This is a genomic window from Legionella bozemanae (assembly GCF_001648595.1).
GTDB classification, from domain to species: Bacteria; Pseudomonadota; Gammaproteobacteria; order Legionellales; family Legionellaceae; genus Legionella; species Legionella bozemanae.
Genome location: NZ_LBAW01000016.1, coordinates 52,148 through 77,059, shown reverse-complemented (window position 1 = coordinate 77,059; position 24,912 = coordinate 52,148). Strand labels below are relative to the sequence as shown.

Below are 24,912 nucleotides of genomic sequence, written 5' to 3'. Positions count from 1 at the left end.
GAACAGTACTTAATTAGCAGGATACAAGGTCAATTATGACAAATTTTATTTTTATTACAGGTGGTGTGGTATCTTCCTTAGGAAAGGGTATTGCAGCTGCTTCGCTTGCTGCAGTTCTAGAGGCGCGTGGCCTTAAAGTAACATTGATTAAGCTTGATCCCTATATTAACGTTGATCCTGGAACTATGAGCCCATTCCAGCATGGTGAGGTTTTTGTGACCAATGATGGCGCAGAAACAGATCTGGATTTGGGACATTATGAACGTTTTGTAAATACAACGATGACAAAGCGTAATAATTTTACCTCAGGGAAAATTTATGAAAATGTCATTAAAAAAGAAAGAAGAGGCGATTATTTAGGGGGTACAGTTCAGGTAATTCCCCATATTACCAATGAGATTAAGCGATGCATCAAATTAGGTGCCGATGGTTTTGATGTGACAATGGTTGAAATTGGTGGAACTGTAGGGGACATCGAATCGTTACCTTTTCTTGAAGCAATTCGTCAAATGCGCATGGAATTAGGCTCACAAAGAACTTTATTTATCCATCTGACTTTAGTGCCTTATATTGCTACTTCAGGTGAGACAAAAACAAAACCAACCCAGCACTCAGTGAAAGAATTACGCTCCATAGGTATTCAACCTGACATTTTGATTTGTCGCTCGGAAAAAGCTTTGCCTATGTCTGATCGTGCTAAAATTGCATTGTTTACCAATGTGGAGAAAGAAGGAGTTATTCCGCTTGAAGATGCGCCAAGTATTTATCAAATTCCAAGAATATTACATGAACACGGACTCGATGACATCGTTGTCAAAAAATTGGGTCTTGAGGTAAAACCTGCCGATTTAAGTGAATGGGATCGTGTGGTGGCAATGCGAGCCGTGCAAACCATGACTGTAAAAATTGCTATGGTAGGCAAATATATTGAATTGAATGATGCATATAAATCCATTAATGAGGCTTTGCTGCATGCTGGACTTCATACTCAAACTAAAGTTGACATTGTTTATTTGGATGCCGAGTTAATTGAAAAACATGGAGCTTCGCTTTTAGAGGGTATCGATGCCATTCTTGTCCCGGGTGGTTTTGGGGAGCGTGGTGTTGAAGGCAAGATTAAAGCAATCCAATATGCTCGAGAGCATAAAGTTCCTTTCTTGGGAATTTGTTTGGGAATGCAAACTGCTGTTATTGAATTTGCCAGAAATGTTGTTGGTTTAAAAGAAGCGAACTCCACTGAATTTAATAAAGATACTCCATATCCTGTGCTTGGGTTAATTAGTGAGTGGATGGATGCTGATGGCTCAAAACAACTTCGCGATGAACATGGTGATTTAGGCGGTACAATGCGTTTAGGAGCGCAATTGTGTCAATTGGAAGAAGGGACGTTAGCGCGAAAGGTCTATGAGAAGCCGCAAATTATTGAGCGTCATCGTCATCGCTACGAAGTCAATAATAAATATGTTGAAAGCCTGGTTGAACATGGATTGATTATCTCTGGACGCTCAGCAGATAATTCTTTAGTTGAAATGGTCGAATTATCTGATCATCCCTGGTTTTTGGCATGCCAATTTCATCCAGAATTTACATCAACTCCAAGAGCAAGTCATCCACTGTTTAAACAATTCGTACTTGCTGCTCGAACGAAACATCAAGGAAAAAATCAAGAATGAAATTATGCGGATTTGAAGTAGGTTTAGATAAACCTTTATTTTTAATTGCGGGACCTTGTGTCATTGAAAGTGAAGAACTGGCTTTGGAAACAGCAGGTTATTTAAAAGAAATATGCGGTCAATTGCAGATTCCTTTTATCTATAAGTCCTCGTTTGATAAAGCAAACCGTTCTTCTATATCCAGTTATAGAGGTCCTGGTTTTGAAAAGGGATTGTCCATTTTGGAAAAGGTAAAAAACCAGGTGGAAGTGCCAGTTTTAACTGATGTTCATGAAGACACTCCCTTGTTGGAAGTTTCCAGTGTTGTTGATGTGTTACAAACTCCGGCTTTTTTATGCAGACAGACCAACTTTATTCAGAAAGTCGCATCAATGAATAAGCCTGTTAATATCAAAAAAGGACAGTTTCTCGCTCCTTGGGAAATGAAACATGTGATTGCCAAGGCAAAAGCATGTGGTAATGAGCAGATTATGGCTTGTGAGCGCGGTGTTAGTTTTGGGTATAACAATTTGGTTTCAGACATGCGTTCTTTAGCCATCATGCGTGAAACTGGATGTCCTGTTGTTTATGACGCGACGCATTCTGTACAATTACCTGGAGGAAATAACGGAGTTTCTGGCGGACAACGTGAATTCGTTCCTGTTCTTGCGCGTGCTGCGGTAGCTGCAGGTATTTCAGGATTGTTTATGGAAACTCACCCGGATCCGGATAATGCCTTGAGTGATGGTCCAAACAGCTGGCCTCTAGCTAAAATGAAGCCCTTACTGGAGTCATTAAAAGCGCTGGATGCAGTATATAAAAATACAGGGGAGATTGATTAATCAATTTCTCCTAATCCATCTTAGGTATTATGAGCTATAATATTCTTAGGTAAAGTTTTTCCGAGGACATTATGGGCAAGTCATCCAAATGGCAGGCTATTAAATCAAAGATAGAAAATGAAGAACCCAAGGTAGATAAAGAATTAGCGTTTGACCCAATCGATACCCAAAAAGAATTGGATGAGATTGAGAAAATGACTTACGATCCAAACAATACTGCGCGTGAAATGGAAGTTCTTCGTAACACTTTAATTGGTGCCCCAGTAAAGTTGCCAGCACAATTGGCTGATCAAGAAAAGAATTTAGGGGCAGACGATACACTTTTCGAAATTGATGACCCTGAGCCCAATGCCCCGAAAATGCCTTAATCTTTATTTATTGTTCTTATTTTGATCAGATTTTAATTTCTCGCTACTTTTTAAGTTTTGTAGCCATTTTGCTCTATTTTCTTTTCCCATATCGGATTTCTTAATCACATAGTGTAAAAGATAAATGCCTTGATCATCTTTGAGAAACATTTCCAATTCATCTTGAGCCTGGTTTTGAGGTTTTTCTATCCTTATTTCGAGGAGCACCCTGTCTTGCGTATCTTCAAGATAATTCACAATAGGTTGGTACCCTAAAGATTTTATATTTTTAACCATGGTATTTGCAAATTGTTGCAAAGTCATTTTTTTCTGCAATCCAGGAAAAAACTGACTTGTAACCAATTCATTCCAATGATTAATATCATCACCTGCAGGAATGTATTCAATTGTAGTTCCAATTGAATTTTTATTTCCCCATGCCATTTGCCAAGGACGGTCATCAAATACGATTTTTAATTTTTCATAGTTCTTTAGTTCAGGATCCATAGTCTGCGTATCAGTTTTCGTTGTATCACAGTAAAGAACACCTTTATAGAGGTAGTATTGTATGCATTGAGTATCATTTTCTGGAGTTACTTTAACTAAATTGTCTAAAGAAAATGAGGCTGCTGTTGCGTTTGAATTCGTAATGACGAAAGTCCAAATATATAGAATAGCCCTGACGACTTGATACATGATGATCTTTTTTAGAATAAGTGTATTAAAGAATAGCTTAGAAATATGAAATATAGAATAGTAGCCTGAGTGCAGCGAAGCGGAACCCGGGATTTTAAATTACCAATTTTCCCGGGTTCCGCTTCGCTGCACCCAGGCTACAATACACCCAACTACAATCTGATGCCATTACGTGAGCGGTTACTTTGATTAACTCAGTTCGCCCATAGTAGATACAGCATGATAGCCAGCATCTACATGTACTACTTCACCTGTAATACCCGAAGCAAGATTAGAGCATAAAAACGCCGCAGTATTACCTACTTCTTCAATAGTAACATTTCGATGGAGTGGAGTAATGTTGGCATAAGCACTTTGAATTTTACGAAAATCTTTAATTCCGGCAGCAGCAAGTGTTTTGATGGGACCTGCAGATATAGCATTGATACGGATACCCTTAGAGCCTAGGCTTGATGCTAAATAACGTACAGAGGCTTCGAGACTGGCCTTGGCAACACCCATAACATTATAGTTAGGCACTGCTTTTTCAGCACCATAGTATGATAAAGTTAGAAGAGATCCTTCAGTGCCTTCCATCATGGGTAAAGCGGCTTGTGCAAGACCTATTAGACTGTAGGCGCTGATGTCATGAGCAATTCTAAAACCTTCACGAGTGCAGGACTCTACGAAATCTCCACTGATTTGATCTGCCGGAGCATAAGCAACGGAATGGATTAAGATATCCAAATGATCCCAGTGCTTGTGGAGATTGGAAAAAAGAGTTTTGATTTCTTCATCATAAGCTACATCGCAGGGAAAGGTTAGTGATGAATTGAATTCTGCAGCCATTGTTTCCACACGCCCTTGCAGCCGTTCATTTTGATAAGTAAATGCTAATTCAGCTCCTTGCTCATGAAATGCTTTGGCAATACCATAAGCAATTGATCTATTGCTGGCCAGACCAATAATGAGTGCCTTTTTACCTGCTAAAAATCCCACCATTCTCTCCTCAAATTAATTAGTGTGTGACGCTAACAATTCACGCATTTTAGCTTGAATCATTTCAATAGCAATCCTGTTTTCTCCTCCGCGAGGAACAATGATGTCAGCGTAGCGACTGGATGGTTCAATAAACTGCAAGTACATAGGACGTACTGTTGTTTCATATTGATGTACTACTGATTCAAAGGTTCTATGCCGTTCAACCACATCTCTTTTTAAACGTCGGGTTAAACATACGTCCAGAGGGGTGGACATAAAAATTCGAATATCCATTATTTCCCGCAATTCTTTGTCGCTAAAGAGCAAAATACCTTCAAGAATGATAATGGCATGTTGGCCAACTGTTCTGGTTTCAGGCAGACGCATGTGTTTGGAGTGAGAATAAATTGGAATTTCAACAGGTTTTCCATCTCTTAATTGACGTAGGTGTTCACAAAGCAAAGAATGATCAAAAGAATCAGGGTGATCATAATTAATTTTTTCTCTTTCAGGGAAAGGCAAATGTCCATTATCTTTATAGTAAGCATCTTCAGAAATGACTACTACTTGTTCTGAGCCAAGCTCATTAACAATAGTATTTGCTAAAAGACTTTTTCCTGATGCAGAAGGGCCAGAAATCCCAATAATTATCGCTTGCTTATTCATGATGATATCGTTAGAAATTTCGTGCAAATACTAAAGCTTTTTTGTGTTAAATTCAATCTTTATATTAGGTTTTACTTGCAAAACCACTGGTTTTCAGAGTAATAAAACACAGCCATTCTTTATAATATAAGTTTAGCCGATTTCGATATTTTTTTGATACTCAAATGTAGTTTGGGTTCAGCGAAGCGGAACTCAGGATCTGAGATAAATCACTCCTGGGTTACGGCGCGTTGCCTTCACCCAGCTACATTTCTACACAAAAAAGCATTTTTTAATTAAAAGCCTGTACTACTTCTTGCAAAGGTTGGCCCACAGCTCCAGATGGATTTTTTATCATAAGAACAGCGGATAAAGTCGGTGCAATATCTGGTGTGTAAGTCGGTCGAAAAATGCGTTGTGCTTTAAAATCCGGGTGGACGAAGAGTAAGGGGACATAACTGTCATATTGCCAAGGACTGCCATGAGCAACGCGATCTTTACTTTTAGTACCATATGATTGATTAGGGGGTTGAATGAGATATATATCTCCAGATCGCTCCGGATAATACATTTTGTTGACTTTGGCGCTAAGCCAGTCTTTTTCTATTTCAGTAATTGGTAACGCATATGCTTTGAATATTCCCGGTTGTTGTGTTAAAGCATGGGCAAGATAATTTTTCACTTCATCAAGTTTCACCTTATGCTGATTTATGACTTGATGATTGAGATAGATATAAGGCGGGGTAATCGACATCAGAGTTTCCTCTGGAAGTGCATATTGTTTTTTTAATGCAGTACGAATGTATTGTTCCATTTGCAGGATATCAATGGGTTTGATTTCATGCATTTGATGCGCCTTGAGATAAGTTGGCCCATCATTTACGCCATGATCTGCAGTAAGCACAATGAGGGTATTTTTTAGCCCCACTTGTTTATCAATGACTGTAAAAAGATGTGCTAAAGTTTTATCCAACTCTAATAAATTGTCTTCAGACTCAAGGCTATTGGGACCAAATTGATGGCCTATCGCATCAACTCCGGAGAAACTAATACCTAAATAATCGGTTTTTTCGGGAGATTGTCCTAATCGCTCCTCAGTTAAAAGATGCTCTGCAAAATCTGCAGTTAATTGGTCGGCCTTGGGAGTTCTAGACAAGGATTTGAAAAACTCAGGGCTTGGAGCTTGTGTTACATGATGTGGAAAAGTTTGACCAAAAAGCTCATCTTCATGATGGAAAACTGGTGAATTGGCATTTTGATATTCCTCTTTGGCTCGACCAAGAATCCAATCATAGTTTTGCGGATGATAATTTTCATTCCAATTTTTAACCCATTGAGGATATTGAGTATAGTAATAAGAACTGGTAATAAAACCACCATTAGTTGTATCAAACCAAAAAGCTTTGCCCGCATGGCCTGCAAGGGTTATTGCTGAACGATCTTTCAATGATACCCCAAAGGCCCGTCCTTTTTGGGAGAGTATGACTTCATCGCTTAAGGTTGATGTATATAAGTTCTTAGGAGAACGTCCTGGAGTCGTAATGCGTGTATGAGGGGTATTTAATATATTGGTTTTTAAATCTTCCATGCAATAGACCAGCTGTTGTGATTTTCGGTCATACCATTCATTATTTATGACGCCATGTAAGGCTGGAAAACTTCCTGTTGCTACAGTCGCATGCCCTGCACATGTTGTTGTGTTAGCATGTGGATGATGGGTATTATGATAATCAATAGCATGACTTAATAAATAATTAAATCCGCCATTACCAAATTGCTGCTGATGTTGTTGGATTAAATCGCCGCGTAGTTGATCAATAACCAGTTGCACAACCAATTTAGGTTGATTGATTTGTGCGTAGCTGTTCAAGCAGCTTAGAAAAAGAAAAATGAAGTAGGTGTATTTTTTCATAACTTACCCTGGGGACAAAAGTGTAAATTAATCAACAGAGCAGTAAAAAGCAATCAAAAAAGGTAAATTTAAAGTTTTACTCCCAATTTCTTAAGTCTTTTTGCATCGACTAAAAACAGAAAAATAGTTCTGATCAATTGCAGATATGGTTAGAAATATGTGCTCTATGTTATTGACTTTAAAGATTAAAAATTAATTAAGCAGTAAAAAGAAAATGCATGACTGGCTTTGTGAATTAGTTTAAACTTCCTGTTGAAGTAAATTTTACTAATCCCGATTCATGGAGTTTAAGGAGAGCAGAAATGGGTTTTCAGTATGTTGACTATGATACATTGTCGAAGTATATCAGGGAGAGTATTGCAACTGAATTAAAAAGTCATAAGCTCGATGCAAAAAATTTACCGAAAGCATTACGGACTCTTTCTATTAGACATCCTGATCGAGCAATCCAATGTAGGTATTTACTGGCAGTTCTTAACAGTCTTGATAAATCCAGTAACCCAGAAAAAACATGCATACTCAACGCAGCCGCTTTTTATATTCGTGAGCAAATTTTTGATAGTTATCAGGGGACCGTAACTTCATTTTTCCTATCTCCCGAGAACAGTACTTTATATAATGCATTAACTGCTTCACTCAATCTTACCTTGGAAAATTTCCCTGACTCCAAAAATTTGCTCGATATGTATGATGCCCTAAGCAAATTTATGCATGAACATGTATATGTAGATTCAGATCCAAGAAAAGGGTATCTGGATTTAAGTAAACAGCTTTTTTCAAGTCAAAAAATTAAGAATTATAAGGTAGAAAAAGTGCTGCAGGATTTGGTTAAAAAAGTAGCAAATTTCAAGTTGGAACAAATTGAACAGACTAGGGAAAAACAGGTGCAAGACTCTGATAAAAAAACAAAGAACCGTATAGGGCTATTTGCAGAGAAAACTGTTTCTACAAGCCTCACTGAGGTTATTGTAGAGCAGGCATCAACCAATACACCACCATAATTAGACCATGAAATGTGCAGTATGGATACATAAAAAGCAGAATCAAGATTATTTGTTACAGTATCAAACATCCGAGTTCTGCTTACTGCCTTTTCCCCAAGATTCTTAATTTGTGACTAAGAGACAGTTGTTGTTGTGCTCAGGTTGCAAACAGATTTTAAAATTATAATTGGGGCTCAAATGTTTTCTGTTGCTCTATAGGGTAACCCGCCATTGCCCAATCGATAATACCACCATCTACTGAATAAACTTCTTGATATCCCAAATCCATTAAGGATTGTGCAGCAAACAAAGATCGCACTCCACCTTTGCAGTGCAAATAAATAGGTTGATCTTTATTGGGGATTATCGCTGCAATAGATGATGCAATGTTGTCTTTAGGAATATGCAGTGCTCCAGGTATATGAAACTCTTGCCACTCGTCCAATTCACGAACGTCAATTAAACAAAGATTGGGATTATTTGCCATCATTTCTTTTAGTTGATGCACATCGATGGTTTTAATATTAGGGTTGGTCATAGCGAACCTCTCTGATTGTCGGTCTTGTAAGGGTGGAGTGGTGCAGCAACCAATAAATTGTTGCCGTGATCACACCACCAATTAACGTTGCAAATGCCCAGGTAGCTGCGGAAACCAAAACTGGTTTTTGTCCCATTCGATTCATGTTTCCTGCATCATGGGCGACAGCACCAGCAAAAATCAAATGTAAAATACCATTGATGAGCATCATGATATATAAAAAAGTTTGTATTTGCGTGGAAAATTGTTGCACTAGCTCATTGATCATGAATAAAGTTCCTTCAGTTTGTTAATGGATTTCTTCGGAAACTCTTCTACAGAGGAGAGTTTCCGAAGAAGTCCAATCAATGTTAGTTGGATTTTTATGCCCAACAAAACTTATTCCATTAGCAATATCAGGCAATTAACGATTATAGTGAGCATAAAAATCTAAGCTGCAATATAATAACAGAAAATCAATAAGATCTTTTATTTCTGTGTTAACCTCGGTAACATCATCGAAAACAATAAAAAGAGAGAAAGCATGAATGTTCATGAAATCCCTGTTCCTCATTTGACCACAGCACATTCTGGACCATTGTTTCATGTGGAAAAAATTGTTTTAAATCAAATAGCAGCTATTGAAGCTTGGTTCAGACACCAATGGAAAGAGACGCCTCCGCCATTAACTTCATCTGTTGACTTGCGGCATGCTGGATTTAAACTGGCGCCTGTAGATACTAATCTATTTCCAGCTGGTTTTAATAATTTGAATCCGGAGTTTCTTCCATTATGTATTCAAGCGGCACAATCGGTATTAATTGATTATGTTCCTGACTGTACCAGAATTCTACTGATTCCTGAAAGTCATACCCGAAATAAGTTTTATTTAAAAAGTCTTAGTGTACTACGAACTATTTTTACAAGAGCTGGATTTGTGGTTCGTATCGGCAGTTTAGATCCTGAGCTCAAAGAACCTACCGAAATTGTCCTTGACAGCGGAGAAGTGCTTTTATTAGAGCCCATACAACGGCAGGGAGATCGAGTAGGTCTGGCCAATTTTAATCCATGTTTTCTCATGCTGAATAATGACTTGTCCCAAGGGGTTCCTGAAATTTTGCAAGGAATACAGCAAAAAATAAGGCCTACAGCCCAATTGGGTTGGTTTTCTCGATTAAAATCCAACCATTTTAATTTTTATGATGAGATTGCTACAGAATTTTCCGAATTAGTAGGTATGGATTCTTGGTTAATCAACCCTTATTTTAGTGCCCTAGAGGGTTTGGATTTTATGGCTCAGGAGGGTATAGATAGATTAGCAATCGAAGTAGAGAAAATTCTTACTTTAATGAACGATAAATATGCAACCTATGGGATCAAAGAGAAGCCATTTGTTGTTATTAAAGCAGATAATGGCACTTATGGCATGAGCGTAATGATGGTGCATGAGGCTGAAGAAGTACGTCAATTAAATAGAAAGCAACGGACTAAAATGTCAGCCAGTAAAGGCGGTCGCAAAGTAGATAGGGTAATTATCCAAGAGGGTGTATATACTTTTGAAACGATGCCAAACGGTTCTGTTGCTGAGCCTGTGGTTTATATGATTGGCCAATTTGTAGTAGGTGGATTTTATAGGGTTCATCAAGAGCGCGGTATTGATGAAAATCTGAATGCACCAGGCATGCACTTTGAACCTTTAGCGTTTGCTCAAGCGTGTAATATGCCTTGTGATGATTTAACTGAATTGGATGAGTCTAATCGTTTTTATGTTTATGGGGTTATTGCTCGATTGGCTGCACTTGCTGCGGCAAGGGAAATTGCAGCAATTGGAGGTGAATAATGAAACTTGCAGTATTGCTGGATCCTTTACATCAATTAAAACCCTACAAAGATACAACTCTGGCTATGCTTAAGAGAGCACAAGAGCTGGGTTGGTCTTGCGTTGTTTTTACCCAAGAAGATTTATTCTGCAGGGAAGGGCGTGCTTTTGCACAAGTTTATGATTTAAGCATAGGCGATGTGCACAGTAAAGATTGGGCGACAGTTAAAAATTTATCGGAAAAACCTTTAGGTGAGTTTGACATCATTCTGATGCGTAAGGATCCTCCTTTTAATACAGAGTACATTTATACCACGTATTTTCTGGAGCTCGCAGAGCGTGAAGGGGTTCTCGTAGCGAATAAGCCACAAGGTTTACGGGATGCAAATGAGAAATTTTTTACTTTAAATTTTCCTCAGTGCTGCCCAACAACACTTGTTTCGCGAAATATAAAACGGTTGAAATCTTTTTGGGAAGAGCACAAACAAGTTATTTTTAAGCCAATGGAAGGAATGGGAGGAAATTCTATATTTCATGTTGAGGAACAAGGGAAAAACCTGGCGGTCATTTTGGAAGTTTTAACTAAAAATCAGACGCAAACCATTATTGCTCAACGGTATATCCATGAAATAAAGAAATCGGGGGATAAACGTATTTTATTAATTAACGGTGAACCTGTCCCTTATGCATTGGCACGCATTCCTGCAGAAGGAGACTTGCGAGGTAATTTAGCCGCAGGTGCACGGGGCGAAGTGGTACCCATTACCGAAAGAGACCGATGGATTTGCGAACAAATAGCACCAACCCTAAGGGCTAAAGGTTTATATTTTGTTGGTATTGATGTAATTGGCGATTATTTAACAGAAATCAATGTGACAAGTCCGACATGCCTTCGAGAAATAGAAACAGAAACGCAACTCGATATTGCTGGTGATTTTTTACGCTGCCTTGAAAAAATATGTCGTGCCTAACAGTAAATCGTACCTATAAAATATAGACTAAATGAAGGGCAACAAATCCAGACAATAGGAATTGAAACAAGAGGGCTTTAGACTTCTGTTTAATCGTTACCCTACAGCTTCTTCGTAAATATTTTAACCCAATAATTGCACCGTTTAATGATACAAAAAATAGCACGCATGATGGCTTATAAAATTTCGATGGGATTATATTTATGACACTTATCGATTTGTTAAAAAAAATGTATTTAATGAAAGACGTCATCCAAGGAAGTTTTAATCCCCAGAGTGAGCTTTTTTCTTACATAGAAAGCTATCAAGACAAAGAGTCAATCTTGGCTTTTTCTAGATATTTCAGATCATTGTTAACAAGGACTCATCCAATTTTTGATAGAGATGCTAATAATCGTCTGACAACACGCTTTGCATTATATCTTGAAGCCTTTATGAAGTTAACCCAAGGTAATTTAATGCCGATGCTGACTTATCTTGAGAAACACAAAGATGTCACATTATTTTTATGTAGTAATTGGGGAATACTTGAGAAACTTTATTATGAATATAAGGGCTTAGGAAAAGATATCATCTTACTTGAGGAGTATTCACTTTTATTAGATGAGGATTATAAGGTAATTAGAGTGGAGCTTAAAAATGGAATTGAACGAAACAGTGAACCCATTAAGAAAGAATTTTTATATGGATTTTTTCAAAAAATAAGGGACAATAAAGAGGTTTTTTTTGGAAAAAACCAACAAGAGCGCGAAGAATTTATAGAGGTAATGGGTACTTTTTTCTCTTCTTTCCATATTTAGCAACTATTGGATGAAAATTACAACAGTTTACAAGCTTGGGTGCTTGCAACTGTCTCTTGATCACCTCTCTGCCTATGCTCTGCCCCATTCGTTCGTGGCGCCAGTGATTGAAGGCAGATCTTCTAGATCCCGCGGACAAGCCGCAGGATGTAGTAGTAGAGTGAGGCTAGTTTTTCAGCGATGTGTAGAAGATTCAGTTGATTGCAACTAGGAATCTATCTTTTATTCATCAACATAATCACCACCAACTTCTGCAGCAGCTTCCTGATCTGCTTTTTTATCATCAACATACAAAGTTCCAGTATCTGGTTGAGTACCGGTGATAAGATGATTACGATATTGTAGGTAGGCATCTCTCATGAAGGCATATTTGTCCAAAGCCTCATCCATTATGCGATCAGTATCTAACAGTTGCGCACGTAAATCTACCGTACGTAAAGCGAGCAGGCTGTAAACTACAGCATCTTCATTAATGTAAACATATGGACTGTATAATGCAAACTGGAATAACCATCCTGCTCCATCTCGAAGAGTACTTGGACCTAACAAGGGAAGAACCAAGTAAGGAGAGTTTTTATCGCCCCATTTGGCTAGTGTAAGCCCTAAATCATTCGAATGAGGGGGTAAGCCAAAGGTTTTGGCTACATCAAATAAGCCGCCTACACCTAAAGAGGAGTTTATAATGAATCGCCATGAGTCACGAATTGCCCACTTGCCTTCAGCTTGTAGAAGGTCATTTCCTACAGTCGGAATAAGATCTAAGTTGTTATAAAAATTATTGATACTTTTACGAACAGGCGCTGGTAAGACGGATCGATATACTTTTGCGGAGGGTCTTAAAATTGTATTATCTAAGACAGTATTAAATTTATATACTTTTCGGTTAAAAGGTTCAAAAGGATCAATGGGATTAGTTCCCTTACTCACACAGCCAGTTAAAACGATACTACTGGTAAAACTGATAACTATTGAAATTAATCGCATGATTTTTTTTATTATTTAACTTAATGAAAGATGTTACACGAGTTTGATGTTCTTGCAAACAATCATAGTAGGTCGTTGCTTTAAAGCGTTAATATTAGAATTTTAACAAAAAAGTCACGGGGCCATCATTGCACAAATGAACCTGCATATCGGCACCAAAACATCCACTTTGTGTATGAGGATATAATTGAGCAGCTCGCGTCAGGAGATTGTCAAATAATTGTCGCCCCAGTTCAGGAGGTGCCGCATTTGAAAAACTGGGGCGTAATCCTTTTTGAGTTTCGGCTATTAAAGTAAATTGAGGTACTAATAATAAACCACCTTGAACTTCTTTAAGACTTAAATTCATTTTACCTTGGCTGTCGCTAAAAATACGATAATTGATGCACTTATCTAGCATTTTATTGATATTATGTTCCGTATCATCGGGTTCAAATCCACAAAGTATCAAAAGCCCCTGATCTATTTTTCCAACTGTTTCACCATCAATATCTACTCGGGCGTGTGTTACTCTTTGAATTACAATCAACATGCATCAAGTCCTTGTTTGGAAATTTCTTTACTCGCATAAATTAGGGCATCAATTATACCCGATTCTCTATCCGAATGTCCCGCATCACGAACTATTCTTAAATTGGAAGCCGGTATTGCCTGATGAAGCTCAAAAGCACCAGCGAGCGGAGAAATTAAATCAAAACGACCGTGTACGATATAAGTCGGGATGTGTCTTATTTTATGGACATTAGTTATTACTTGATTTTCTTCAATGAAAAAATGATTGTTGATGTAATGGGATTCCAATGTTGCAAGAGCCAGAGCAAAATGAGGATCACTGAATTGATCAATAACATATAAGTGAGGTTGCAAACTGCTGCAACGTGCTTCCCATAAAGCCCATGATTTTGCTGCACTCATGCGCGCCAGTTCATTAGGGCCTTGCAGGCAATTGGCATAATATTTGGGAATTTGATCCAGCATGCTTTCAGGGACACTACTAATAAATTCTTGCCAATAATCAGGATAAACCAGGCTGGCACCATGCTTATAAAACCAATCAAAATCTTGTTGTCTTCCTAAAAAAATTTGATGCAGTTGTAAGGCTTTAATTTGTTGGGGGAATTTTTGAGCATAAAGTAATGCAAGCAAAGAACCCCAACCTCCTCCAGACAATACAAATTCAGATAATCCTAAAAAATCTCTGATGGCATCGATATCATCCAATAATAAACTGGTCGTATTTTCACGAATTTCCAGGTGAGGAGTGGAGCGCCCGCACCCGCGTTGATCAAAAAGTATAATCCGATAATGCTGTGGGTCAAAAAAACGTCGAAGGTAACCATCCCCAGAAGAGGCTCCCGGGCCTGAATGTAATACCACAACAGGCAGTCCCTCTGGATTTCCTGTTTCCTCAATATAGAGTGTATGCAGTTCACTGACTTTTAATTCATGTTGCGCATAAGGTTTAATTGATGGATAGAGCGAGTGCATTTTAGTCCTTTTAGGAAGTTATGTTTTTAGCATATTGTTTTATTTTGCTCTGGGAAGCGTTTGAAAGCAATAAGTATTCACTTTAAAACAAGGTTTATACTTATAGTGAGTATAGCTCCAATTTTCTTTTGCTTGCGAGAAAGTAGGATCTATTAATAGAATACAGCATCTATTTTTCCTGGAATTTATTTATGACACTTGCTGCAATTCTTAAAGGATTGAATGAACGACAACATGAAGCAGTTACTTCCCCGCTCGGTAATACGCTGGTCCTCGCTGGGGCTGGAAGTGGTAAAACGAAAGTTTTAGTCAGTCGCATTGCCTGGCTCATTGAAGAAGAGCATATTTCGCCGCATGGGATACTTGCAGTAACTTTTACTAATAAAGCTGCTGGTGAAATGAGGACTCGATTAAACAGTATGTTAAGTACCCCTGTTTTAGGATTATGGGTTGGAACTTTTCATGGTCTGTGTCATCGTTTGCTCCGCCGACATTATAAAGAAGCTAATTTACCTGAGCTATTTCATATTTTAGATTCTGAAGATCAGGCACGTTTAATAAAGCGAGTAATTGGCTCATTAAATCTTGACGCAGAACAATGGCCAGTAAAACAGGCCCAATCCTTTATTAATGGACGCAAGGATGAAGGGATACGACCTCAACACGTACATACTTTGTCTTATGGGCCAGGTAAAACATTGCTCAACATTTATAGTGCGTATGAGCAAGCCTGTCGGACAGCGGGAGTGATTGATTTTGCGGAATTGTTATTGCGAACCCACGAGTTATTGCGCGATAACCCAGAAATTCTTGCCCATTATCGTCAACGTTTTCAAGCAATATTGGTCGATGAGTTTCAGGATACCAATACAATTCAGTATGCATGGATACGTCTTCTTGCTGGTGAGCACGCTGCTGTTTTAGCCGTAGGCGATGATGATCAATCCATTTATGGCTGGCGTGGAGCCAAGGTGGAGAATATTCAGCAATTTGCTCATGACTTTAAAAATACACAAATTATTCGGTTGGAACAAAATTATCGTTCAACAGCAACGATACTTGATGCAGCAAATGCATTAATTACACATAATAATTCACGGATGGGAAAAGATTTGTGGACAGATGGAGCTACTGGAGAAAAAATTCTGGTCTACAGTGCTTTTAACGAGCTTGATGAAGCGCGCTTTGTCTGTGAACGAATTATGATGGAGATCAATCAGGGCATAAGTGCTGATGAAATTGCTATTCTATATCGCTCCAATGCCCAGTCCAGGGTTTTAGAGGAAGCGTTACTACGCGCGGGCATTGCCTATCGTATTTATGGTGGAGTACGTTTCTTTGATCGTGCGGAAGTAAAAGATGCCTTGGCTTATTTACGCTTATTGGTTAATCCCGATGATGATACTGCTTTTGAGCGAGTCGTTAATTTCCCCACTCGAGGTATTGGTGAAAAAACGCTTGATGATCTGCGTTATTATGCCAAATCAGAACAATGCTCTTTATGGCATGCCGCAAAAACATTATTGCAATCAGGTGAAATGACGCAACGGGCAGGTTCTGCACTATCAAAATTCATCGGGTTAATCGAACAGTTGCAACATGATACAGCAGCAATGGAATTGGACGAGCAATTATCGCTAGTGATTCAATTGAGTGGATTGTATGCTCATTTCAGCAAAATCAAAGGGGACAAGTCGGAGTCCCGCCTGGATAACTTACAAGAATTAATCAATGCGGCAAAACAATTTCGTTATGAGCAAGAGGAAGAAGAAGAAATTCCTTTAGTGAATGCATTTTTAGCACATGCTTCTTTGGAGGCTGGAGAAATGCAGGCAGGAGAACATGAGCGATACGTACACTTGATGACCTTACATGCTGCTAAGGGTCTTGAGTTCCCCATCGTATTTTTAGTAGGTATGGAAGAGGGGATATTTCCAGGAAAACAGTCTTTAGAAGAGCCTGGACGCTTGGAGGAAGAGCGTCGTTTATGTTACGTGGGCATGACGCGTGCCATGCGCAAGCTCGTTTTATCTTATGCTGAAATAAGACGACAATACGGACGAGAAGAATATCATCGACCCTCACGATTTTTAAAGGAACTACCTCAGGAATTACTGGATGAAATTCGTATCAAGGCGAAATTTCAAGCACCAGTTATATCTCGAAATAAACCTTCCATTGCGCCAGAAACCTCGGGATTGTCTTTGGGCCAAAGTGTGACTCATGCAAAATTTGGTCAAGGGGTAGTATTAGCAGTAGAAGGTAGCGGTGCGCACACTCGCGTTCAAGTGAAGTTTAGTGAGCATGGTGTCAAATGGCTTGTTTTAGCCTATGCTAATTTAGCTATCGAAATAGGGTAGTAAATAAAGCTCGAATAAAGCGAAGAAGTGACTTTTTGGAGGTTTTAATCTCCTGGGCGAAGACTTTATTTTCGCCCAGGCTAAACATATCCTGGTTAAACTATTAGGAATAATACAGGAGGAATTCACCATTTAAGAAGCCAGAACGACAAATAACCTCCTGACATTATAAAAAAGTATTAATTTTCAAAGAAATAGAATAAAGTATTGCTTTTTTATTTACAGAGATCCAAGGACGAACATGAAAAGGAAGTATCGATTTCATAAAAAAACGATTATGGCATGTTTTATTGCGTGTACAGGTATAAGTAATGCACAACCAGGTATTGAATGGGTGTTAGAAGGTGGCCCCAGCTGGTTTAATGTTCCTCAGACAACCATAACACCTACAGATATTGAAACAGATAATTTAAGTCAAGGGCATGCGAATACGACAGGTGAGTTAGGTTTTGGGGTTTATTATAAGAGGCCCTTTTTGGTTAATAATTCAGTTTGGTTTAATGCTTTTGCGGTCGGATTAGCTATTCGTTACAGTGGATTTTTAGACAACATTGCCGATGGGAATGTCTATCAATTTGAACAAACCAACCTAGATAATTATCGGTATCAACTTTATTTTGAAAACACACGGCTTTTAGCTCAATTGTCATTAGATGTTCTAACTTATAAACACGTTTCATTGTATCTCATAGGGGGAATTGGGGAAGGATGGTCACGTTTACGCTATCACGATTTTCCTAATGAAGAAGAGCTGGGTGGTGGGTTATCTTTATCTAAAAAGAATACATCACAACTTGTTGCTAATGTAGGTACTGGTATTAACTTTCATTATACTGAGCATCTGTCTTATTCATTGGGTTATCTTTATACCGATTATGGACATATAGCCGCAAGCAATGATGGCCTTTTAAACGGTGAGGCAGTTATGATCAGTGCGCCCACCTTCTCCATTGAGTCCCATGCCCTGTTGCTGGGTATCCATTATTTAGCTTAATTTCATATAAAGGTGCATGATGCGAATTTATAGTTCTCTAAGTTTATTACTACTTTGTTCTGCTGCAAGTTGGGCTGAACTTCCAGTTTCATTTACTTCTGTACCAACAATTCACAATATCGCGATTGGTCAACAACAAACATTAAACTACGTGATTCATAATAATGTAGTCCGTCGTAGTTTACCCATTCGCAATATTCAGATAGTCAATGATGGAGATATTCAACCCCCATCAGTCACTCAAACGACTACTACCTGCGGCAGTAGTTTGCCTCCTAATGGTAGTTGTGCAATTAGCGTCACTATTAAAAATGCCACCGCCAACATAAATCGGCGTTTAAGTATCAATTATGGTGGTCGCGCTCCTTTAACTAGCCCAATAAAATTAAAGGTGAGTAAAGCCAAGTATACTGTTTTTGTTTACATTATTGGGTCGGATTTAGAAAGAAAATATCAGTATGCCACATTTAACATAAATCAAATGAAAAAAGTGGGTTCAACTGAAAATATTAATATTATAGTGCAAACAGGAGGGGCTGACTCTCCTGGTTATTTAACTGTAAAGCGACAAATAGTTTATCCTGGCTCCCTGGTTGAGTTAAAAGATCTGGGTAGTGTGCCAATGGCAGCACCTAATGTAATCCAAGATTTTTTGGAATGGGGCTTGGCAAATTACCCGGCAGAACGATACATTACTATTTTTTGGAACCATGGTGGTGGTCCTAATGGTGGATATGGTGGCGATGAAAACAGGCTACCACCGGCAATTGCCATCAATAGCTTAGCTTCTGTCATTAATAATGTGACAACAAAAACAGGTAATCTTTTCGAAATCATCGGGTTTGACGCTTGTCTGATGGGTAATGCTGAAACGGCATCTGGTTTTGCCCCCAATACGCATTATTTTATTGGCTCAGAAGACCTAGAGCCAGGTAGTGGCTGGCAATATGATACTTTTCTAGCCTATTTAAATGCATATCCAAATGCGAATGGAAACGAGATTGGGCGGGTGATTATTGATGGTTATACTCAGCAAAATGAAGGAGAATCTACTACTTTGTCATTAATAGATACGAGTGAGCTATCAAATCTAAGGATGGCAATGACAAATTTCGCCGTTGCTCTTCGCCCTTATACAACGACTACTACGAACTGGAAATTAATTGCAAAAAATCGTTTTAAAGCAGCTGATTATTATACTTCTGTTTGGGACAATCGCAGTACTGATTTAGTGGACCTTGTGGAGTTTGTGCAACGAATCAGTAACCAATTTCCTTCCGATATAAACCTAAGTACTGCATCACAAGTCGTGATCTCTGCAGTAAATCAAGCGGTTTTATATTATAAAAATAGTTTCGATCGCGCAGACTCTTATGGATTAACCGTTTATTTCCCATCAATTTTAGCGCAGTATAAAACTCAATATCCACAAGTAACCTCTATAAATGGAGTTAATTTTTTCTCGCAATTGTATGTTAATTTAGTAGGTAATTATCGCACCTTCTACCTAAATAATCTAAATTCATTGGTAGCGATACTTTCGGACTTGGCGTTTGATGGAACAAATTATACTGCAAGGTTAAGTAATGATTATAATGAACTTTATGCGGCTGTAGGTAATGAAAGTTGCACCAATTTGCTTGATTCTAACAATAATCCTCTGCCTGCCAATCCCTGTTATTCCAGTATTCAGTACCAAGGCATTACGGCAATACCGGTTGGGACCGATTGGAATATTAGTTTTCCTAAAACTCCTTACTTGAATAGTTGGCCATTACTGAATGGAGTGCCTGTATTGTTTATCCCAGATGATGCAACTCCGAGTAATCCAGGCGAAACCAACTTTCTAATTCCGGTCACACTAATTCAAGATGATGGTGTAGATGGTTATCTTAGTGTCCTACTGAATCAGCAAAATCAATTTGAAGTAGTTGGCTTCCAAAGAGCTATTGGCAGCAGCAATACTGCGGCGAAACTTGCTGCTTTAGATCAAAGAAGTTCTTTCCATATTCGCAGTTATGCACGAGTAAATTCGACTTGGCAATTAACACAAACAACAAAGAGGGTTAATTTTCCATTCACTGTTTCCTTTGGCAGCGTCTCATCCGAGTACAATGCCTTTCGTTTTCTGGCAGGAGACATTACAGGGGCATTGATTATTAGTCCTACATTTAAACCGTACTAAGTTGTTGGCAGTGCCGTATCCAAGCCGTTGTTACCTACAACAGCTTGGATGCAAAGTTCTTTTATTTCTGCTGACTTAAATTTTTTGAATTCAGCATAGTAACAAGGCTACTAGATATTGACATGCATGATTACCGCTTGGGTAAAAACCAAAACTCCACTTTAATTTTCTATTTTTTTGCATTTAAATTAAAAGCTGCGGCAGTACGGTCTGATTGCCTATGAATTGAGAGCTTAGGTACGTAGCTCCAACAAGGAAGCGGTGGATTATTACTACTGACAGTATAAACTCATGTCGCTCTATCTTATATTGAAATAAGACGACAATACGGACGAGAAAAATATCATCGACACTCACGATTTTTAAGGGAACTACCTTAGGAATTACTGGATGAAATTCATATATCAAGGCGAAATTTCAAGAACCAGTCATATCTCGAAAACCTTCCATTGCGCCAGAAACCTCGGGATTGTCTTTGGGCCAAAGTGTGACCCATGCAAAATTTGGTCAAGGGGTAGTATTAGCAGTAGAAGGTAGCGGTGCGCACGCTCGCGTTCAAGTGAGGTTTAGTGAGCATGGTGTTAAATGGCTTGTTTTAGCCTATGCTAATTTAGCTATCGAAATAGGGTAGTAAATAAAGCTCGAATAAAGCGAAGAAGTGACTTTTTGGAGGTTTTAATCTCCTGAGCGAAGTTTATTTTCGCTCAGGCTAAGTATATCTTGGTTAAACTATTTTAATTCCCTATTTTTTGCATTTAAAGCAAAAGTTCTGGCAGTAAGGTTCGATTTGCCCATGAATCGAGAGTTTTGGTATGTGGTTCCGATAGGAAGCGGTGGATTATTACTACTGACAGTGTAAACCCATGTAATACCGCCATCATTACTGCTTGCCAATAATGCGGACTGGGTTCGCCCTGTTGTAAAATATGCGCCTGAGGCGATACACGCGCTACCATTACAGTATGCATTGTCAAAATAACCACCTCCATTCATATCAAAATCATTAGGCAGTTGAGGCATGGTGTTCGTAATTTTATACGACCAATGTGCACCGCTATCTGTACTAAGCGCCAAAAAAGGATACCTGACATCTTGGCCAGAACTGCTTTCATAGGCGAAATAAGATCCTACACCAATACAGATGTTTCCGTTACAAGAAACACTGTTGAATTGACCTCCTGGGGAAAGACGAGACCCATCTGCATCAAAATTTGGTGGTGGATTTCCGTTGTTAATCGGATAAGTCCAACTGATTCCGCCATTAAGGCTTGAAGCGAGCATTGGGTATTGAATATTTATATCCGCTGAAGGGTTATATACATTATATGAACCTGCAGCGATACAATTCATTCCACTGCAACTCGCACTGTTGAAGTGGCCGCTAGGGAAGGGATTTGGAACCGCGCCTGTGGAATTAAAATTGGGTGGCAGATTGCTACTGGTAATCGTATAAGACCAACTGGTTCCACCATCACTGCTGGATGCTAATAAGGGATATATTATCTGATTACCACTGGCATTTAATGCAGTGTAAGAACCTGCTGCAGCACAAAAATAACCACTGCAACTTGAATCATTAAAGTTACCACCTCTACTGTTAAAACTAGTCTCAAAATCACTGGGTAGTTGTGGATAGCTTTTTGCAATTTTATAAGACCAATGAGCGCCCTTATCCGTAGTAATAACTAATAATGGATAAACAACCCCATCAATGTCACTATAAGAACCTGAGGCAACACAGCTCTTGCTACTGCAACTTGCGCCGGTAAAGATAGCGCCATTACTAGGTGCAGCTAAAGCCCCTGGCATAACATACGACCAATTGATACCCGTATTTGTACTCATTGCTAATAAGGGATATCCTAAACGAGTGGCGGCTAATGGAGTTGTTGCGTGTTTAAGGGTAGGAATGGGAGTTTGGCCAAACTGGTAGCCTCCTACAGCAATACAGGTATTGCCATAACAGGATGATGTAGCAAATTGCGCTTGCGAAACCCCTGTAGGAAGTGCCGGAGAACTGGAGACTGGGTATGTCCAATTGACACCACCATTGGTACTGCTGGCGATTAAAGGATAGGTCAAACCTGCGCTATTTATATAAGCACCTGAAGCAATACACATAGTGCCAACGCAATGTGCGCTGTTGAGTGCCCCTTCACTCATTCCACCAGGAACTTGGGCAGTATTATTTGATAAGGTATACAACCAACTTAATCCATTATTAAAACTTGTTGCAACTAAGGGATATCCAATACGACGAGAAACTGGGGCTGGAGCAGTAAAGAACCTGCCTGCTTGATAATCAAACCCGCCTGCTTGATAATCATATGCCCCGGGAGCAACTAAAGGCATAGGCGTCGTAGCTCGAAGTACATACAAAGGTGTCGTAGCAGTAGTGCAACTTGAACCGCGGCAAAGAGCAAAATTTGAAACGGTTTCTCCAGTAATATCAAGCTCCATAATGCAGCTGGCATGGGCTGCAAGATTTACTGGATTAGCACAATAGCCACTGTAGGTTGTATTTTGTTTCACTGTGGCAGGCAAACCTTGCAATGAATAATTACTCAATGCGGATTGGGTATTATTTGTTACAGTATAAAAAGCATAGACGGTACTTCCAGGATAAATTGTGGTTGGAATTGTCGTTCCTGGTGTTGGGCTAATTGTTAAATTGGAGGCTGCCAATACCTGGCTGGAGACAACTACTGAAAGCAGGGCACATGAAATGCGCGATAAAGAAATATTGTGTTTTTTGTCCATAATAATTTTCCTATCTTCTATGAATTAGGCCAGATAACTAAGTTGAGCAATGAACTGATTTGCATAAGTACTGCTCGCACCTACTTTAAATGGAACTGGTGCATGATAATCATCAAAGACTACTTCACCACGACCTAAAGAAGCATTACCAAAACCACTGAATCGGTATCCTACACCAAAACGCCAGTGTTGATTAATGTTGGTATCTATTCCTGCCCCCAGATTATAGCCAAATTGAGTCTGTGAATGATCTGTAAAAATTGGGGTGAGGTTAATGCTACCTGTCTCATTTGTTGCAGTGCTGTAGTTGCTTGTATTATTAAAGGCAGCCCCGATTCCTGCTGCTAAATAAGGATGAAATCGCTCATAAACAGTGCCTAGTAATCTTGCAGAAACAAGCAATTGCTGGGTTTCGAACCGATATTGATATGTATAAAGCGTTGAGGTATCGGGTTCTATGCCTACCGTATGAGTACCGCTGACATATATGGGCCAAAAATAATTATATTCCAGTCCTCCCTGAAGAAAAAATCCGGAGTATGGCAATTGGTATTCTGCGCCAAGAAAAGCTCCTATAAAACCTGAGTTTTTTCCTCCAGAGTTATGATAAGTAAAAACATCGTCATCTGTCCCTAGATAGGTTGCTGATGAACCTGCATTAATGTTGGCATAACCACCTAAAATTGCTGCCATGGGTCTTAAACCAGATGAAGAAATGGATTGAATACCTGACTCGCCAGCCGTAGTTAATGAAGAATACAGACAAATCATTGCCATACCAGGAATTGTGATCCGTAAAGCCATACAAGTTTTCTCCTTAATTTTATTATTTTTTTAATAGCCCGCTTTATTAAAATACTAGGTTCTTACGATTAAATATACTGGAATTATTTATCCATCTTTTTTCATGTTTAGATACAATATTTATTTATAAGGCAATCTGGCATTTTTTTATTTATTTTGACTTGATGAAATGTTAGTTAGATTAGGATATACTTTTTAAGCTACTTAGTTTTTTACTACATACATATTAGCTGCAGTAAGGCATTATAATCTCTCGGATTTTGTTGATATAAAAATTATGCAATAACATACGAACTATTGAATTTTCTGCAAGCGGATGCTAGGGTGCCGATTGGAAAGTTGTTGGTATTATGTTAACTATTAAATAAAAGGGGAACTGTGTGAAATTTACAAATTTATTAACAGTAGGAGCGCTGACAGCATCTTTAGTATCACCTGCAATTATGGCAGCAGATACCAATAATACAACTCCTATGTCTGATGCACAAAAAAAAGAAATCGAAAAAGTAGTGCATGACTATTTAGTAGCAAATCCAGAAGTGCTTTTGGAAGCGTCACAAGCTCTGCAACAAAAACAACAACAAAATATGCAGCAGCAAGCCCAATCTGCAATTAAAGAAAATACAGATCAATTATTCCTGGGCAAAACTACGATTGTAGGTAATCCAAAAGGTAATGTGACTATAGTAGAATTTTTTGATTATCAATGCATTCATTGCAAAAAAATGTCACCAATTATTGACAGCCTGATTAAGAAAGACAGTGATTTGCGTGTTATTTATAAAGAATTCCCAATTTTTGGTAAGAGCTCTGAGTTAGCTTCTAGAGCTGCTTTAGCAGCTGGTATGCAAGGTAAATATCAAGCCATGCATAATGCATTGATTTCTATCGACAAACGCTTAAATGATCAAATCATTATGTCTACTGCTAAGTCTTTAGGTTTGGATATGAAAAAATTTAAGACAGATATGCAAAGCAAAGAAGTAACTGCTATTTTAGACGCAAACCGTGAATTAGCAGAAAAGTTACATCTGATGGGGACTCCTGCGTTTATAGTTGCCTCAACTCCAAATGGTCAATTTAAAGAAGGTTCTGAGCCCTCGTTTATACCTGGTGCTGCCAGTGAAGAGTCGCTACAAGAATTAATTAAGAAAGCAGCAGGTAATTCATAAGTACCGTAGCAATCCGGGTTA

The 24,912-nt window shown here is 38.7% G+C and carries 22 protein-coding genes and 1 pseudogene; 12 read left to right on the top strand and 11 right to left on the bottom strand.

Annotation, left to right across the window (positions count from 1 at the left end):
* The first annotated feature begins 35 nt into the window (after nucleotides 1-35).
* From pyrG to A8O27_RS12435, 3 genes are all read left to right on the top strand, one after another.
* Nucleotides 36-1,673, top strand: a complete 1,638-nt coding sequence (pyrG, locus tag A8O27_RS12445) for a CTP synthase (protein WP_058459092.1) — start codon at nucleotides 36-38, stop codon at nucleotides 1,671-1,673.
* Nucleotides 1,670-2,494 (top strand): 3-deoxy-8-phosphooctulonate synthase, encoded by an 825-nt coding sequence (gene kdsA, locus A8O27_RS12440; RefSeq protein WP_058459093.1) that lies wholly within the window; start codon nucleotides 1,670-1,672, stop codon nucleotides 2,492-2,494. The genes pyrG and kdsA overlap by 4 nt, the downstream gene beginning before the upstream one ends.
* 71 nt (nucleotides 2,495-2,565) lie before the next feature.
* Entirely contained in the window at nucleotides 2,566-2,862 is a 297-nt protein-coding gene (locus tag A8O27_RS12435; RefSeq protein WP_235810498.1) for a hypothetical protein, read from the top strand.
* A gap of 3 nt (nucleotides 2,863-2,865) precedes the next feature.
* On the opposite strand, the gene A8O27_RS12430 is transcribed toward A8O27_RS12435, so the two are convergent.
* The 4 genes from A8O27_RS12430 to A8O27_RS12415 form a co-directional block, all read right to left on the bottom strand.
* Nucleotides 2,866-3,537, bottom strand: coding sequence for an HI_0983 family protein (locus tag A8O27_RS12430; protein ID WP_058459094.1), 672 nt, complete (start codon nucleotides 3,535-3,537; stop codon nucleotides 2,866-2,868).
* Between the two features lie 189 nt (nucleotides 3,538-3,726).
* Nucleotides 3,727-4,518 (bottom strand): enoyl-ACP reductase FabI, encoded by a 792-nt coding sequence (locus A8O27_RS12425; protein ID WP_115684289.1) that lies wholly within the window; start codon nucleotides 4,516-4,518, stop codon nucleotides 3,727-3,729.
* Between the two features lie 12 nt (nucleotides 4,519-4,530).
* Entirely contained in the window at nucleotides 4,531-5,163 is a 633-nt protein-coding gene (gene udk / locus A8O27_RS12420; protein ID WP_058459095.1) for a uridine kinase, read from the bottom strand.
* 271 nt (nucleotides 5,164-5,434) lie between these two features.
* Entirely contained in the window at nucleotides 5,435-7,054 is a 1,620-nt protein-coding gene (locus A8O27_RS12415; RefSeq protein ID WP_058459096.1) for an alkaline phosphatase family protein, read from the bottom strand.
* A gap of 302 nt (nucleotides 7,055-7,356) precedes the next feature.
* Here A8O27_RS12415 and A8O27_RS12410 point away from each other — a divergent pair, with 302 nt between their 5' ends.
* Nucleotides 7,357-8,055: a hypothetical protein gene (locus tag A8O27_RS12410; protein WP_058459097.1), complete on the top strand. Its 699-nt coding sequence runs from the start codon at nucleotides 7,357-7,359 to the stop codon at nucleotides 8,053-8,055.
* A gap of 163 nt (nucleotides 8,056-8,218) precedes the next feature.
* Here A8O27_RS12410 and A8O27_RS12405 read toward each other — a convergent pair whose 3' ends face one another.
* Both A8O27_RS12405 and A8O27_RS12400 read right to left on the bottom strand, forming a co-directional pair.
* Entirely contained in the window at nucleotides 8,219-8,575 is a 357-nt protein-coding gene (locus A8O27_RS12405; RefSeq protein WP_058459098.1) for a rhodanese-like domain-containing protein, read from the bottom strand.
* A complete protein-coding gene (locus A8O27_RS12400) occupies nucleotides 8,562-8,843 on the bottom strand; it encodes a hypothetical protein (RefSeq protein WP_058459099.1) in 282 nt (93 codons plus the stop codon). The genes A8O27_RS12405 and A8O27_RS12400 overlap by 14 nt, the downstream gene beginning before the upstream one ends.
* A gap of 255 nt (nucleotides 8,844-9,098) precedes the next feature.
* On the opposite strand from A8O27_RS12400, the gene gshA reads away from it, so the two are divergent.
* From gshA to A8O27_RS12385, 3 genes are all read left to right on the top strand, one after another.
* Nucleotides 9,099-10,394 (top strand): glutamate--cysteine ligase, encoded by a 1,296-nt coding sequence (gshA, locus tag A8O27_RS12395; protein ID WP_058459100.1) that lies wholly within the window; start codon nucleotides 9,099-9,101, stop codon nucleotides 10,392-10,394.
* Nucleotides 10,394-11,344, top strand: a complete 951-nt coding sequence (gshB, locus tag A8O27_RS12390; protein ID WP_058459101.1) for a glutathione synthase — start codon at nucleotides 10,394-10,396, stop codon at nucleotides 11,342-11,344. Before gshA ends, gshB begins: the two co-directional genes overlap by 1 nt.
* 203 nt (nucleotides 11,345-11,547) lie before the next feature.
* Nucleotides 11,548-12,144 carry a hypothetical protein gene (locus tag A8O27_RS12385; RefSeq protein WP_058459102.1) on the top strand — a complete coding sequence of 199 codons (597 nt, stop codon included), beginning with the start codon at nucleotides 11,548-11,550 and terminating at the stop codon, nucleotides 12,142-12,144.
* 222 nt (nucleotides 12,145-12,366) lie between these two features.
* Here the strand turns inward: A8O27_RS12385 and A8O27_RS12380 are convergent, their stop codons facing one another.
* From A8O27_RS12380 to pip, 3 genes are all read right to left on the bottom strand, one after another.
* Nucleotides 12,367-13,128, bottom strand: a complete 762-nt coding sequence (locus tag A8O27_RS12380) for an MlaA family lipoprotein (protein WP_058459103.1) — start codon at nucleotides 13,126-13,128, stop codon at nucleotides 12,367-12,369.
* A gap of 94 nt (nucleotides 13,129-13,222) precedes the next feature.
* A complete protein-coding gene (gene dtd, locus A8O27_RS12375; RefSeq protein ID WP_058459104.1) occupies nucleotides 13,223-13,660 on the bottom strand; it encodes a D-aminoacyl-tRNA deacylase in 438 nt (145 codons plus the stop codon).
* The gene (gene pip, locus A8O27_RS12370; protein WP_058459105.1) at nucleotides 13,654-14,616 is read right to left on the bottom strand and encodes a prolyl aminopeptidase; all 963 of its coding nucleotides are present in this window, start codon (nucleotides 14,614-14,616) and stop codon (nucleotides 13,654-13,656) included. The genes dtd and pip overlap by 7 nt, the downstream gene beginning before the upstream one ends.
* 191 nt (nucleotides 14,617-14,807) lie before the next feature.
* On the opposite strand from pip, the gene uvrD (A8O27_RS12365) reads away from it, so the two are divergent.
* From uvrD (A8O27_RS12365) to uvrD (A8O27_RS19525), 4 genes and pseudogenes are all read left to right on the top strand, one after another.
* Complete coding sequence (uvrD, locus tag A8O27_RS12365) at nucleotides 14,808-16,976, top strand: DNA helicase II (protein ID WP_058459106.1); 2,169 nt, start codon at nucleotides 14,808-14,810, stop codon at nucleotides 16,974-16,976.
* Between the two features lie 241 nt (nucleotides 16,977-17,217).
* Nucleotides 17,218-17,970 (top strand): polysaccharide deacetylase family protein, encoded by a 753-nt coding sequence (locus A8O27_RS12360; RefSeq protein WP_115684290.1) that lies wholly within the window; start codon nucleotides 17,218-17,220, stop codon nucleotides 17,968-17,970.
* A gap of 16 nt (nucleotides 17,971-17,986) precedes the next feature.
* Nucleotides 17,987-20,155, top strand: coding sequence for a clostripain-related cysteine peptidase (locus A8O27_RS12355; RefSeq protein ID WP_082642429.1), 2,169 nt, complete (start codon nucleotides 17,987-17,989; stop codon nucleotides 20,153-20,155).
* A 293-nt stretch (nucleotides 20,156-20,448) separates the two neighbouring features.
* A pseudogene (uvrD, locus tag A8O27_RS19525) lies at nucleotides 20,449-20,786 on the top strand (DNA helicase II); the annotation flags it as partial.
* A gap of 98 nt (nucleotides 20,787-20,884) precedes the next feature.
* On the opposite strand, the gene A8O27_RS12350 reads toward uvrD (A8O27_RS19525), so the two are convergent.
* Both A8O27_RS12350 and A8O27_RS12345 read right to left on the bottom strand, forming a co-directional pair.
* A complete protein-coding gene (locus A8O27_RS12350) occupies nucleotides 20,885-22,915 on the bottom strand; it encodes a hypothetical protein (protein ID WP_058459109.1) in 2,031 nt (676 codons plus the stop codon).
* A 24-nt stretch (nucleotides 22,916-22,939) separates the two neighbouring features.
* Nucleotides 22,940-23,719: an outer membrane protein gene (locus tag A8O27_RS12345; protein WP_058459110.1), complete on the bottom strand. Its 780-nt coding sequence runs from the start codon at nucleotides 23,717-23,719 to the stop codon at nucleotides 22,940-22,942.
* A 380-nt stretch (nucleotides 23,720-24,099) separates the two neighbouring features.
* Here A8O27_RS12345 and A8O27_RS12340 point away from each other — a divergent pair, with 380 nt between their 5' ends.
* Nucleotides 24,100-24,891: a DsbA family protein gene (locus A8O27_RS12340; protein WP_058459111.1), complete on the top strand. Its 792-nt coding sequence runs from the start codon at nucleotides 24,100-24,102 to the stop codon at nucleotides 24,889-24,891.
* The last annotated feature ends 21 nt before the right edge of the window (nucleotides 24,892-24,912 follow it).